Genomic DNA, 12,167 nt, shown 5'->3' on the forward strand with positions numbered 1-12,167 from the left:
ATTATCTGGCGCATGAAAGATTCGAGCGCTAGATTCATGGCATTACTGAACAAGGCTTGCACCATGACTTCCGAACGCGACACCTGCGACGACCTGCTGCTGGCTAACCAGGCCTGCTTCGCCCTGCATTCCACTTCGCTGATGATGACCAAGGTCTACAAGCCGCTCCTGCAAGCGCTGAACCTGACCTACCCGCAATACCTGGCGATGATGGTGTTGTGGGAACAGGATGGTTTGACGGTCGGAGAAATCAGCACTCGCCTGCTCACCGATCCGGGCTCGCTGACGCCACTGCTCAAGCGTCTGGAGGCAGAAGGCTTGCTTAGCCGCACACGCAGTCGCGAGGATGAGCGGGTGGTCATCGTCGAATTGACCGAACAAGGTCGCGCCCTGCGCGATAAGGCGCAAAGCATTCCCCAGTGCATTCTTGGCGCCAGCGGCTTTACCCTTGAGCGCCTGCAGAAGCTGCAAGCGGAATTGCAAGCGCTGCGCGGGCATTTGCAAGACAGCCTGATTTAAGCCCCACCCGTCCCCCTGTAGGAGTGAGCCTGCTCGCGATAGCGGTGAGTCAGAAACACATGTGCTGACTGACCCAGCGCTATCGCGAGCAGGCTCACTCCTACACTTGATCTCCTTCGCCTGAAAAATATTCTCAGCTTTCAAGACCCCGCTGTCCCTTCTATTTCAATGCTCTCCAGCTGATTGATCGTTCGAAGAGCACGTTCGGCAAAACTTTTTTGAAAATTTATCTTGCGCGCTAAACATTAGCGCTATACATTCGCTTCACACCTACTTAGCGCGCAAACAATTAGCGCACAAAACCACAACCCAACGAGGCTCACACCATGCAAACTCTCTACACCGCAATCGCAACCTCCACTGGCGGCCGTGACGGTCGTGCGATCTCCAGCGACAACATCCTCGACGTCAAACTGGCCACGCCAAAAGAACTCGGCGGTGCTGGCGGTGCGGCGACCAACCCTGAGCAACTGTTCGCTGCCGGCTACTCGGCCTGCTTCATCGGCGCGCTGAAATTCGTTGCCAGCCAGACCAAACGCAAGATCCCCGATGACGCCTCGATCACCGCCCACGTCGGTATCGGTCAGATCCCCGGTGGCTTCGGTCTGGACATTGACCTGCACATCAGCCTGCCAGGTCTGGAACAAGCCGATGCGCAAAGCCTGGTCGACGCCGCTCACCAGGTCTGCCCGTACTCCAACGCCACCCGCGGCAACGTCGACGTCCGTCTGCACGTGACCGTGTAATCACTGAGCCCCGGCCCGAACAAGGAAATTGAATATGAACACTTTCAGCAAAGTCTTGACCGGTACCCTTCTCGCCCTGTCCGTGCACAGCGCCTTCGCCGGTGATGTCGAGCACAACACCCAGGCGTTTCTCGATGTGCTGAATGCCGGCAGCGGCAAGCCGATCGAGCAGCTGTCGCCCAAGGATGCTCGCGCCGTGCTGGTCGGCGCGCAGTCCGGGGTCAAACTGACACTGCCAAAAGCCGATGTCAGCGAGAAGACCATCCAGGTCGATGGCCAACCGTTGAGCCTGACCATCGTCCGGCCGGCCGGGGTCAAGGGCGAGCTGCCAGTGTTCATGTTCTTCCACGGTGGCGGCTGGGTGCTCGGGGATTTCCCGACCCACGAACGGCTGGTCCGCGATCTGGTGGCCGGTTCGGGTGCGGCGGCGGTATTCGTCAACTACACCCCTTCGCCGGAAGCGCATTACCCGGTGGCGATCAACCAGGCCTACGCTGCGACCAAATGGGTGGCGGAACACGGCAAGGAGATCAACGTCGATGGCAAACGTCTGGCCGTGGCCGGCAACAGCGTCGGCGGCAACATGGCCGCAGTGGTTGCGCTGATGGCCAAAGACAAGGGCACCCCGGCGATCAGATTCCAGGCGCTGCTGTGGCCGGTGACTGATGCCAACTTCGATACCGGGTCTTACAACCAGTATGCCGAGGGGCATTTCCTCACCCGCAACATGATGAAGTGGTTCTGGGACAACTACACCACTGACGCCAAGCAGCGTAACGAGATCTACGCCTCACCGCTGCGCGCCACCAGCGCACAACTCAAAGGCCTGCCGCCAGCACTGGTGCAAACCGCCAGCGCCGATGTCCTGCGCGACGAAGGCGAAGCGTATGCGCGCAAACTCGACGAAGCCGGTGTGCCGGTGACGTCGGTGCGTTACAACGGCATGATCCACGACTACGGTTTGCTCAACGTGGTCAGCCAGGTGCCGGCGGTGCGTTCGGCGATGTTGCAGGCTTCGCAAGAGCTGAAAGAACATCTGAAATAAACCCATCCCCACATGTAGGAGTGAGCCTGCTCGCGATTGCGTCATACCAGTCGACATATTCATCGGCTGGTAGACCGCAATCGCGAGCAGGCTCACTCCTACAGGGGATTTGTGGTGATGGCTGAATTACAGGCATAAAAAAACCCGACTCAATGGTCGGGTTTTTTCTTTCCGTAAAAAGCAGTGCTTATTTCGCACGGCCTTTGTAGGAACCGCCTTCGCGGGTATCGATCTCGATCATGTCGCCGATTTCGATGAAGTCAGCAACCGACAGCTCGGTACCGTTCTTCAGTTTGGCAGGCTTCATCACCTTGCCGGAAGTGTCACCGCGAGCGGAGCCTTCGGTGTAGTCAACCTGACGCACGATGGTGGTCGGCAGTTCTACGGAAACCAGACGCTCTTCGAAGAACACGGCTTCGCACACGTCGGTCATGCCTTCTTCAACGAAAGGCAGAACGCTTTCGATGTCTTCGGCGTTCAGCTCGTACATGGTGTAGTCAGTGGTGTCCATGAACGTGTAAGTGTCACCGCTGATGAACGACAGGGTGGCTTCTTTACGATCCAGGATCACGTCGTCCAGCTTGTCGTCCGCACCGTAAACGGTTTCGGTCTTGTAACCGGTCAGCAGGTTCTTCAGCTTGGTCTTCATGATCGCGCTGTTACGGCCCGACTTGGTGAATTCAGCTTTCTGAACCAGCCAAGGATCGTTGTCGATACGGATCACGGTACCGGGTTTGAGTTCTTTACCAGTTTTCATTGCGAATATCCGAATTTGGATGGGATTTACAAAAATCTAGGCCGCGTATCATATCCAATTTAGGTAAAACTGTACCAGCGCCGTGGCGAGATCCGCCTGCAAGCCCTGTTCCAGACACCATGCCTCGGCATTTTCCTGCAGTTCTGGCCAGTGTTTGCGGGCCGCGAGCCAGTGCTCGCCGATCGGCTGGCCGGCACTCCAGGCGCGCCACAGACCGTTCATCGCCTCGGCAGCCGCTGGCGAAAGGCGTTTGGTGTAAAGCGCGAGAAAGGCGTCGAGCTTGTCCAGATGGATGTCTTCGTCCTGTTGATAGATGTGCCAGAGCATCGGTCGCCCCGCCCATTGCGCACGCACGAACGAGTCCTCACCGCGCACCGCGTTGAAATCGCAGCACCAGAGCAAATGGTCGTATTGATCCTGACGGACGAACGGCAGCACCTGCACGGTAAGCGACTGACGTTGATGAATGGCGCCGACCATCAGCGTCTCCACCTCCAGCCAACGCGCAACATCGCCGAGAATCCGCCCTTCCGGCACCAGCAGATGGGTCGGCGTATTCGCCGCAGCCAGTACGTCGAGCCAACTGGCCAGCCCGGCGTTCTCGTAGGCAAACAGCGAAATCAGTTGCGCATCAGGTGCGCGCTCGATGCCCAGCCCTTGCAGAAATTGTCGCTGCGCTGCGGCATCCTGCTGAAACTGCCGACGCTGCTCAAGCAAGCCGCGCTCGCGCAACAGTCCGCCGGTGCCTGGCTGAAAACCGGGAAAGAAGAATATCTTCTGCACCGATTTGTATTTGACCGAGGGCAATCCATGACAGCCGACGACCCAGTCTTCGGCGCTGAGATAATCGAGGTTCATCCACAGCGGCGGGCGTTCACGCGCGGCCATGGCGTCCATGTAATCGCTGGGCAAATTGCAGGCGAACGCGGCGATCACGACGTCAGCGGCGTCCGTGTGAACCCACTCGGCGGGCCAGTGCCGCACCTCGACGCCCTGCTGATATTGCTGCGCAGCGTCGATATCGATCGCTGGGCAGATACGTTCGAAAGCGCGCAGATCGTCGACCCATAGGCGCACTGTCAGTGAATGCTCGGCAACCAGTTGCCGGGCCAGACGCCAGGTCACGCCAATGTCGCCGAAGTTGTCGACGACGGTGCAAAAAATATCCCAGCGGGTATTCGTTTCAGTCATTCAAGGCTCCCGTTGGCAAAAGCGCCGATTGTCCGCATAAATGCCCTCACGCAGAAGAGCCGACGCCGATTAATCTTCGTGCGACAATCGCCACTTGCCCGCATTCATCCGCCAGGAGGCAGCCATGCCCTACCGTCCCCGTTCGCGTCGCCCCTTGCCTGTTCAGCTTAGCGCCCTGCACCTGATCGGCAGCATCGCCCTGGGCATGTGGCTGGGCTTTCTCGCCATCGCTCTGACCTGCTGGCTGCTGTCGCGGTTCATCTTTGCCGAGCAACTGGCGCCCGTCGCCCAAGCGGTGCAGCAGATCGCCAACCCGCCCCCGCCTGCGCCCGTGCAAGCCCAGCCGGACATCCCATCGCAGAGCCCACTGTTCGAGCAGTACGAAGAAAACCTGCGCAAGAACGAACAGCAGGCTCGACTGGATCAGGCGCGCGCCAGTTCGCGCAACGCGTCCAACCCCAAATGCCAGTTCTGGCTGCAGCAAGACCAGACCGCACCCAGCGAAAAAAGCCGCGCCAACGTTTTGCAGTTCTGCGATTGATCATGAATAAACACACTGTCCATCAATTGATTCTCGACAAACTGCGCATCGACCTCGACATCGCCGAACGCGCTGCGCAAACGGCGTACGAAACCGCGACCCACGAAGAGAATATCGCCGAGAACAAATACGACACCCTGGGCCTTGAGGCGTCGTATCTGGCGGCCGGTCAGGCGAAACGGGTCGAGGAGATTCGGCAGTCGCTGGCGCTGTGCCAGAACCTCACGCTGCGTCCCTACGATGAACAGCGTGGCATCGAGATCGGCGCCCTGCTCGGTCTGGAAGACGAAAAGGGCCGCGAGCAATGGCTGTTTCTCGCCCCGGATGCAGCCGGTCTGAAAGTCGACGTGGTCGGTCAGCCGATCACCGTCATCACCCCGCGCTCACCGCTGGGCAAAAGCCTGCTGGGCAAGTTCGAGGGTGATGAGGTGGAGATTCTGGTGGCGGGCACCCGGCAACAGTTCGCTGTCACCGAGGTGCTTTGAAACAGCGGATCAGTGCACCGGCAATTCGACGCCGTCGAACAGTTCTTCCAGTTCCTGTTTGTTGTGGCACTGAATGGCCTTGGCCATGACTTCGCGGGTCAGGTGCGGGGCGAACTTCTCGATGAAGTCGCACATGAAACCCCGCAGGAACGTGCCGCGACGGAAACCGATCTTGGTCACGCTCGATTCGAACAGCTCGCTGGCGTCCAGCACCACCAGATCGTTGTCGAGTTTGGTGTCGACCGCCATTTTCGCCACGATGCCCACGCCCAGACCCAGACGCACGTAGGTCTTGATCACGTCGGCGTCGGCCGCGGTGAACACCACTTTCGGCGTCAGCCCGCGATGGCTGAAGGCTTCGTCGAGTTTCGAACGGCCGGTGAAACCGAACACGTACGTCACGATCGGGTATTCGGCGAGGGCTTCCAGCGTCAGCTTCGGCAGCTTGGTCAGCGGGTGGCCGTGGGGCACGACCACGCAACGGTTCCAGCGGTAGCACGGCATCATCACCAGATCGCCGAACAGCTCCAGCGCTTCGGTGGCAATGGCGAAATCGACGGTGCCATCAGCGGCCATTTCAGCGATCTGCATCGGCGAGCCCTGATGCATGTGCAGGGCCACGTCGGGATACTGCTTGATGAAATTGCTGATCACCGGTGGCAGCGCATAACGGGCCTGGGTGTGCGTGGTGGCGATCGACAGCGTGCCCTTCTTCTCGTTGGAGAATTCCTGGGCGATCTGCTTGATGCTCTCGACCTTGCGCAGAATCTCGCCAGCGGTGGTGATGATGCGCTCGCCAGCCGGGGTGACGCGGGTCAGGTGTTTGCCGCTGCGGGCAAACACTTCGACGCCCAGTTCGTCTTCCAGCAGACGGATTTGCTTACTGATGCCCGGTTGCGAGGTGTAAAGGCTTTGGGCTGTAGCGGAAACGTTGAGGTCGTGGTGCGCCACTTCCCAGATGTAGCGCAGTTGTTGAAGCTTCATATCAATCCCTCAAAGCAGAAAGACGCCACGGGCATCAGCGACGGTATATAACTATATTAATGGTTTGAAGAATAAATCTAGAACTTTTTCATCGAAGCGCCATTATTTTGCCTCAGCGATCCTCGCGCCGCCGACGCTCGACCAACGGCACCAGATAAACCGGCACCTTGGCCAATTGCAGGACTCGCGCAGCCGTCCGCCCCAACGGTGTTTCCGCGCCGACCCCGTGGCTGTGACTGCCTACGATCAGCAGATCGACAGAGAGTTTCTGCACCTGGTCGAGAATCACCTGCGACGGATCGCCCTGCAGTACACGCACAGCACGTATGCGCTGCAAGTCCAGTTCGCCATCGTCGCCGAGTTCTTCGCGAAAGCTCTCCAGCACGCGCTGCTCGATATTGGCGATGACTGTTTTCAGACCCTGGCTGTGGAATTCGTTCAATGCCTGCTCGTCGAGATAACTCTGCAACACCGATTCAGCGAACAGCCCCATCGGCTCCACCGCGTGCACCACGTACAGATCGGCATTGAAGGTGCGCGCCAACGCCAAGGCATGCTGCATCACGAACGGGGCGTACAGACCGAGGTCAGTGGCATACAGCATCGAACGAATCATATGACCTCCTCGCAAGCCAACATGGCGGAGATTGATTCAGCTTAGCAGTGCCTTGACGAGTACGACGGGCGAGGCAACGTCTTGAGTCAAAGGGCTTTAAATCGACGGTTCGTTGCTGATGCCGTGGGGCACGTGACCGGTGGCGACCACCTCACGGGCCAGCTCGCAATGCCCGGTCTGATCGTCGAAGAACACATCGGCGGCGAAGGCTTCGAGGAATGCCGACTTGGTCAGACCGCCGAGAAACAGCGATTCATCGAGACGGATGTCCCACTCGCGCAAGGTGCGGATCACCCGCTCGTGAGCCGGTGCCGATCGCGCGGTGACCAGCGCGGTACGGATCGGGCAGTCATCGTCGGGAAACTCGCGCTGGAGCAGATTGAGTGCCGCGAGAAAGCCCTTGAACGGACCGCCGCGCAACGGCTCGCGCGCCGACTCGCGTTCCTTGGCCTGAAACGCTGCGAGGCCGCCGGACTGATAAATGCGCTCCGACTCGTCAGAAAAAATCACCGCATCACCGTCGAAGGCGATGCGCAATTCGTCGCTGGCAGCACGGCTGGCGCCACCGGACAGAATCGTTGCCGCGGCAAACCCGGCGTCCAGCGCCGCGCGCACATCCTCGGCATGGGTGGACAGAAACAGGTCGCAGCCAAAGGCTTTCAAGTAAGGATAAGGACTGCGCCCACCAACGAACGCCGCGCGGGAAATCGCCAGACCGTAATGATGGATCGAATTGAACACACGCAGCCCGGTGTCGGCGCTGTTTCGCGAGACCAGAATCACTTCGACCCGGGCGCGACCGAGTCGGCTGTTCAGGCTCAGCAGTTTTTCTACCAGCGGGAAGGCATCGCCGGGCGCAAGAATCTCGTCTTCGTGTTCGATCTGGTATTGCCGATAGGCCTCGACGCCACTCGACAGGTAGACCTTGTGGCTTTCGCTCAGGTCGAACAAGGCGCGCGACGAAATCGCCAGCACCAGTTTGTCATCGATATTGTTGGCCATGTTTTCCCCCAGAGCGACCGGTTAAAGGTTGCGTCGGTCGATAAATCCTAAAGTGCGGTACAGCGATTCGATGCGTGGAAGTTCGCAGCCTGCCGCTTTCGCGGCTGCCAATGGCCGAGCATAGATCGCTTCCAGCTCCAGCGGCCGCTTGTGCAAAAAGTCGTGATACATGCTCGGCCAGTAGTCGGGCATTTTCTCGGTCATCGTAAACAGGTAATCAGCGTAGCCCGGCGGCACGTCGTGGCCGCAGGACTTGGCGCCCTGCACCACCTCGGCCATCAGCGTCTGGATCAACGCGCGGCTGTCGGCATCGGCCATCAGCGCGCTGGTACCGGCGCCGAGCAACACCGAGAGCCCGTTGTAGGGAATGTTCCACACCAGTTTCTGCCAGCGCGCCTGATGCAGATTGGGCATCGCCTGGGAATCGATCCCGGCAGCGCGAAACAGCCCGGCCCCCTCTTCGACAATCGCCATGCGCGCCAGCTCATCGATGGCCGGGCCGCTGTGATAACCGATGTTCACCGCGCCCAAAGCTTGATGAGTGACCACGCCGGGGCCTTCGCGATGGACGCAGATCAGGCACAAGCCGCCCAGCAGATGCAGGGAATCGGGAAGCAATGGGCGCAAGCTGTCTTCGACGTCGAGGCCGTTCTGCAGCAACAGCACTTTTGCGTCGGGCTTGGCCGCCTCGATAATCGCCGGCGCCAGGTCGGCGTTGCTGGTGGTTTTGGCGCCGACCAGCAGCCAGTCGCACTTGGGCATGTCGGCGGCCGCGCAGTAGGCCTGCGCCGGGTTCAGCGTCAGCGGGCCATGCACGGCGCTGTTGACCTGCAAGCCGCGTTCGGCCACCACCGAAAACTCGCTGCGCAGCAAAAAATGCACATCGAAACCGGCGCGCGCCAGCATCACCCCATAAAAACCACCAATCGCCCCGGTGCCGATAATCCCCACCACGGGTTTGTGCACTGCCCCCATCACGGCAACTCCTCTGCAGTTCGATTCAGCGCCTGCGCCAGTGCGGCGTTGAGCGCATCGGCAGTCAGGCGCGTGTGCAACGCGCCAAAGAACTCGCCGTCGCGCACCACAAAGAGTGCCGGCAAATGAAACACCTGATAACGCTCGACCAGTCCGCCGTTGTCGCCGGCATCGATCCAGCACAGCCGATCCACTGCCAGTGGCAGCCCCGGCAACACTTCGCGGGCAAAGCGGCAACTGGCGCAACCGACACTGGTGAACATCACCAGGGAAACGCCGCTCATCGCCAACAGGCGCTGGTCGGCGTCGAAATCGGTCAGTTCGGATTCGACCACTATACTGGGGGAAACAATGTCAGATGGCCGACACAGGGAGTCTGTGCTCATGGGACGTTTCATTCCTCATCCGGACGAAGTGCCGGTTGAATTGACGTTGCTCAAGCCTGAATGCATTTCCAGACAACGGCTGCACACTATCAGCCTCGGCGGCATCGCTTGCAATTACCACCGCGCGTGGCGCCATGGCACGGCCCTGCAGGTGCGCATGCCAAGCGTGAATGCCGAGCTGTGTTACCCGGGCTATGTGGCGTGGTGTCTGCGGCGCAAGAAAGGTTATCTGGTGGGCATCGCCTTCACCGACGAGCAGACGCTGTTCAGCGCGCGAATGGGTGAGCAAGTGTGTCAGATCGAGCGCTTCTACCGCATGAAAAACAGTCACGACGATCTGCAGGATATTCAGGCGCTGGCCCTGCAATGGGTCGAGCAGCACGCCGACGAGTTCTCCCACGACACCGTGCGCAAGGCTTTTATGCCGCCGACATTGGACTAAAGCGCCGTTTGCCCATTGTCGAGCAGCGTCCGACGCGCTAAGGTTCGGCTCCCCCGACGCGCTAAATCTGCTGTGCCCCGCCGCGCGGGGATCGCTGGCGGCCGGCACCCGTGACCTGACGAGTAAACGATGGCTGATTTACCGATCAACGACCTGAACGTCGCCTCTAACGAGACCCTGATCACTCCCGATCAGCTCAAGCGTGATATCCCTCTGAGCGATGCCGCCCTGCGCACCGTCACCAAGGGCCGCGAAGTCATTCGCAACATTCTTGACGGCACCGACCACCGCCTGTTCGTCGTGATCGGCCCGTGCTCGATCCACGACATCAAGGCTGCCCACGAATACGCCGATCGCCTCAAGGTGCTGGCCGAAGAAGTGTCCGACACCCTGTATCTGGTCATGCGCGTGTACTTCGAAAAGCCGCGCACCACCGTGGGCTGGAAAGGCCTGATCAACGATCCCTATCTGGATGACTCGTTCAAGATCCAGGACGGTCTGCACATCGGGCGCCAGTTGCTGCTCGACCTGGCCGAGAAAGGCCTGCCGACCGCCACCGAAGCCCTCGACCCGATCTCGCCGCAGTACTTGCAGGACCTGATCAGCTGGTCGGCGATCGGTGCACGTACCACCGAATCGCAGACCCACCGGGAAATGGCTTCCGGCCTGTCTTCGGCCGTCGGTTTCAAGAACGGCACCGATGGCGGCCTGACCGTGGCGATCAACGCCCTGCAGTCAGTGTCGAGCCCGCACCGCTTCCTCGGTATCAACCAGGAAGGCGGCGTGTCGATCGTCACCACCAAAGGCAACGCCTACGGTCACGTGGTGCTGCGCGGCGGTAACGGCAAGCCGAACTACGACTCGGTCAGCGTCGCCCTGTGCGAGCAGGCGCTGAACAAGGCGAAGATCAAGCCGAACATCATGGTCGATTGCAGCCACGCCAACTCCAACAAGGACCCGGCCCTGCAACCGCTGGTGATGGAAAACGTCGCCAACCAGATCCTCGAAGGCAACCAGTCGATCATCGGTCTGATGGTCGAGAGCCATCTGAACTGGGGCTGCCAGGCGATCCCGAAAGACCTCGCCGATCTGCAATACGGCGTGTCGATCACCGACGCGTGCATCGATTGGTCCGCCACCGAGACTACCCTGCGCAGCATGCACGCCAAGCTCAAGGACGTGTTGCCGAAACGTCAGCGCACCTGATCGACGTTTTGCAGGCATAAAAAAACGCCGGGCATTGCCCGGCGTTTTTGTGTGTGTGCGATTCAGATCTTCGCGGCGCGGCGCTGGTGACGTTCCATGTAGCGCTCGACGTACGAGCACGACGGGATCACCGTGTAGCCCATTTCTTCAGCGTACTTCAACGCACTTTCGGTCAGCGCGGCAGCAATGCCACGGCCACGCAGGGCGTTGGGCACGAACGTGCGGTAGATATCCAGGGTCTGTTTCCCCAGATCCATATAGGTCAGGTAGGCACGATGACCGTCCACATTGGTCTCGAACTGATGACCAGCCTGGTCATGGTGGATGGACAACGCCTCGCTCATCACTACTCCTCGCGGGTCTTGGATTGTGACCCCTACCTTACCGATGTTTTTCCGGCGAAGGAACATCTACGCCACCCCGTGCCTGACGGACACCGAGAAGAGCCACACCGATCTCGCGCACCCTGACACCTGATAAATAGTAGGCACCATTGGTGGGAATGCTCAAGATGCGCTCGTCAATGAGCGCGTTGCGCGGGGTGGCTCCCGGAGGACGCAGGACAGTCTCGGAAGAAGATCTTCGCGGGCCGCTCAGCTGAACATTGCCGGTTGTTGAGACTTGAGACGTGCAACCTTTTATAAAGTCACCTGAACATCAAAAAGATACGCCAGGCGGCTCACAGAAACGGAACAAAAGTATGGACGAATTCATTTAGGCAGACTTTAGCCGAAGACGCGAAAAGAGCATCACGGGCAGGGAACTTTTCGCGATCAAGTCGCTCGGGGCGGGGCTTGTAGCTGGATGTTTTTTATACAGCGCAGTTAAAAGTTGCTCGAAAAAGAATCAACGCCTACAATTTTTTTTGCTTCTTGCGCTACGTCAGTTTACTTACTACAAGTAATGGGTAGTATGTACGCCGGCTATTTCCTCAATCGTGAGGAGACAGCTACTTAATTTGAAAGTCCTTGAAGGGGAACACGATGAACAACGTTCTGAAATTCTCTGCTCTGGCTCTGGCCGCAGTTCTGGCTACCGGTTGCAGCAGCGCATCGAAAGAAACCGAAGCACGTCTGACCGCTACTGAAGACGCAGCTGCTCGCTCCCAGGCTCGTGCAGACGAAGCTTACCGTAAAGCTGATGAAGCTCTGGCTGCTGCTCAAAAAGCACAACAGACTGCTGACGAAGCTAACGAGCGTGCTCTGCGCATGCTGGAAAAAGCTAGCCGCAAGTAATAATCCCTCGGGATTGTTATCGAGCCGACCCATTTTT

The 12,167-nt window shown here is 59.2% G+C and carries 16 protein-coding genes; 8 read left to right on the top strand and 8 right to left on the bottom strand.

Features of this window, described 5'->3' with window-relative positions:
• The first annotated feature begins 63 nt into the window (after positions 1-63).
• From BLU52_RS16570 to BLU52_RS16580, 3 genes are all read left to right on the top strand, one after another.
• Entirely contained in the window at positions 64-519 is a 456-nt protein-coding gene (locus BLU52_RS16570; RefSeq protein WP_090284955.1) for a MarR family winged helix-turn-helix transcriptional regulator, read from the top strand.
• A gap of 326 nt (positions 520-845) precedes the next feature.
• Entirely contained in the window at positions 846-1,265 is a 420-nt protein-coding gene (locus tag BLU52_RS16575) for an organic hydroperoxide resistance protein (RefSeq protein WP_034155242.1), read from the top strand.
• A gap of 34 nt (positions 1,266-1,299) precedes the next feature.
• Entirely contained in the window at positions 1,300-2,310 is a 1,011-nt protein-coding gene (locus tag BLU52_RS16580) for an alpha/beta hydrolase (protein ID WP_090284958.1), read from the top strand.
• 187 nt (positions 2,311-2,497) lie between these two features.
• On the opposite strand, the gene BLU52_RS16585 is transcribed toward BLU52_RS16580, so the two are convergent.
• Together BLU52_RS16585 and earP are read right to left on the bottom strand one after the other, a co-directional pair.
• On the bottom strand, positions 2,498-3,067 hold the full coding sequence (locus tag BLU52_RS16585) for an elongation factor P (RefSeq protein ID WP_003226785.1): 570 nt from the start codon (positions 3,065-3,067) through the stop codon (positions 2,498-2,500).
• Between the two features lie 48 nt (positions 3,068-3,115).
• Complete coding sequence (earP, locus tag BLU52_RS16590) at positions 3,116-4,258, bottom strand: elongation factor P maturation arginine rhamnosyltransferase EarP (protein WP_090284960.1); 1,143 nt, start codon at positions 4,256-4,258, stop codon at positions 3,116-3,118.
• 124 nt (positions 4,259-4,382) lie between these two features.
• Here earP and BLU52_RS16595 point away from each other — a divergent pair, with 124 nt between their 5' ends.
• The gene (locus BLU52_RS16595; protein WP_090284962.1) at positions 4,383-4,799 is read left to right on the top strand and encodes a hypothetical protein; all 417 of its coding nucleotides are present in this window, start codon (positions 4,383-4,385) and stop codon (positions 4,797-4,799) included.
• A gap of 2 nt (positions 4,800-4,801) precedes the next feature.
• Positions 4,802-5,284 carry a GreA/GreB family elongation factor gene (locus BLU52_RS16600; RefSeq protein WP_090284964.1) on the top strand — a complete coding sequence of 161 codons (483 nt, stop codon included), beginning with the start codon at positions 4,802-4,804 and terminating at the stop codon, positions 5,282-5,284.
• Positions 5,285-5,293: 9 nt separating this feature from the next.
• On the opposite strand, the gene cysB is transcribed toward BLU52_RS16600, so the two are convergent.
• The 5 genes from cysB to BLU52_RS16625 form a co-directional block, all read right to left on the bottom strand.
• A complete protein-coding gene (cysB, locus tag BLU52_RS16605) occupies positions 5,294-6,268 on the bottom strand; it encodes an HTH-type transcriptional regulator CysB (RefSeq protein WP_090284966.1) in 975 nt (324 codons plus the stop codon).
• A gap of 112 nt (positions 6,269-6,380) precedes the next feature.
• Positions 6,381-6,884 (bottom strand): universal stress protein, encoded by a 504-nt coding sequence (locus tag BLU52_RS16610; RefSeq protein ID WP_090284968.1) that lies wholly within the window; start codon positions 6,882-6,884, stop codon positions 6,381-6,383.
• 96 nt (positions 6,885-6,980) lie between these two features.
• Entirely contained in the window at positions 6,981-7,886 is a 906-nt protein-coding gene (locus BLU52_RS16615; RefSeq protein ID WP_090284970.1) for a 5'-nucleotidase, read from the bottom strand.
• Positions 7,887-7,907: 21 nt separating this feature from the next.
• Complete coding sequence (locus tag BLU52_RS16620; RefSeq protein ID WP_197677944.1) at positions 7,908-8,864, bottom strand: putative 2-dehydropantoate 2-reductase; 957 nt, start codon at positions 8,862-8,864, stop codon at positions 7,908-7,910.
• A complete protein-coding gene (locus tag BLU52_RS16625; RefSeq protein WP_090284974.1) occupies positions 8,861-9,247 on the bottom strand; it encodes a thioredoxin family protein in 387 nt (128 codons plus the stop codon). Before BLU52_RS16625 ends, BLU52_RS16620 begins: the two co-directional genes overlap by 4 nt.
• Here BLU52_RS16625 and BLU52_RS16630 point away from each other — a divergent pair.
• Complete coding sequence (locus tag BLU52_RS16630; RefSeq protein WP_090284976.1) at positions 9,246-9,689, top strand: PilZ domain-containing protein; 444 nt, start codon at positions 9,246-9,248, stop codon at positions 9,687-9,689. The two genes, BLU52_RS16625 and BLU52_RS16630, sit on opposite strands and share 2 nt — an antisense overlap.
• A gap of 129 nt (positions 9,690-9,818) precedes the next feature.
• The gene (locus BLU52_RS16635; RefSeq protein WP_090284978.1) at positions 9,819-10,895 is read left to right on the top strand and encodes a 3-deoxy-7-phosphoheptulonate synthase; all 1,077 of its coding nucleotides are present in this window, start codon (positions 9,819-9,821) and stop codon (positions 10,893-10,895) included.
• 62 nt (positions 10,896-10,957) lie between these two features.
• Here BLU52_RS16635 and BLU52_RS16640 read toward each other — a convergent pair whose 3' ends face one another.
• On the bottom strand, positions 10,958-11,239 hold the full coding sequence (locus BLU52_RS16640) for a GNAT family N-acetyltransferase (protein WP_090284980.1): 282 nt from the start codon (positions 11,237-11,239) through the stop codon (positions 10,958-10,960).
• A gap of 639 nt (positions 11,240-11,878) precedes the next feature.
• On the opposite strand from BLU52_RS16640, the gene oprI reads away from it, so the two are divergent.
• The gene (gene oprI, locus BLU52_RS16645; protein ID WP_003183784.1) at positions 11,879-12,130 is read left to right on the top strand and encodes an outer membrane lipoprotei OprI; all 252 of its coding nucleotides are present in this window, start codon (positions 11,879-11,881) and stop codon (positions 12,128-12,130) included.
• Positions 12,131-12,167 lie beyond the last annotated feature (37 nt).

It is taken from the genome of Pseudomonas granadensis, assembly GCF_900105485.1.
GTDB lineage: Bacteria > Pseudomonadota > Gammaproteobacteria > Pseudomonadales > Pseudomonadaceae > Aquipseudomonas > Aquipseudomonas granadensis.

Coding starts and splice junctions, on each gene's coding strand:
- BLU52_RS16570 (WP_090284955.1), top strand. CDS start 64: ATGACTTCCGAACGCGACACCTGCGACGACCTGCTGCTGGCTAACCAG.
- BLU52_RS16575 (WP_034155242.1), top strand. CDS start 846: ATGCAAACTCTCTACACCGCAATCGCAACCTCCACTGGCGGCCGTGAC.
- BLU52_RS16580 (WP_090284958.1), top strand. CDS start 1,300: ATGAACACTTTCAGCAAAGTCTTGACCGGTACCCTTCTCGCCCTGTCC.
- BLU52_RS16585 (WP_003226785.1), bottom strand. CDS start 3,067: ATGAAAACTGGTAAAGAACTCAAACCCGGTACCGTGATCCGTATCGAC.
- earP (WP_090284960.1), bottom strand. CDS start 4,258: ATGACTGAAACGAATACCCGCTGGGATATTTTTTGCACCGTCGTCGAC.
- BLU52_RS16595 (WP_090284962.1), top strand. CDS start 4,383: ATGCCCTACCGTCCCCGTTCGCGTCGCCCCTTGCCTGTTCAGCTTAGC.
- BLU52_RS16600 (WP_090284964.1), top strand. CDS start 4,802: ATGAATAAACACACTGTCCATCAATTGATTCTCGACAAACTGCGCATC.
- cysB (WP_090284966.1), bottom strand. CDS start 6,268: ATGAAGCTTCAACAACTGCGCTACATCTGGGAAGTGGCGCACCACGAC.
- BLU52_RS16610 (WP_090284968.1), bottom strand. CDS start 6,884: ATGATTCGTTCGATGCTGTATGCCACTGACCTCGGTCTGTACGCCCCG.
- BLU52_RS16615 (WP_090284970.1), bottom strand. CDS start 7,886: ATGGCCAACAATATCGATGACAAACTGGTGCTGGCGATTTCGTCGCGC.
- BLU52_RS16630 (WP_090284976.1), top strand. CDS start 9,246: ATGGGACGTTTCATTCCTCATCCGGACGAAGTGCCGGTTGAATTGACG.
- BLU52_RS16625 (WP_090284974.1), bottom strand. CDS start 9,247: ATGAGCACAGACTCCCTGTGTCGGCCATCTGACATTGTTTCCCCCAGT.
- BLU52_RS16635 (WP_090284978.1), top strand. CDS start 9,819: ATGGCTGATTTACCGATCAACGACCTGAACGTCGCCTCTAACGAGACC.
- BLU52_RS16640 (WP_090284980.1), bottom strand. CDS start 11,239: ATGAGCGAGGCGTTGTCCATCCACCATGACCAGGCTGGTCATCAGTTC.
- oprI (WP_003183784.1), top strand. CDS start 11,879: ATGAACAACGTTCTGAAATTCTCTGCTCTGGCTCTGGCCGCAGTTCTG.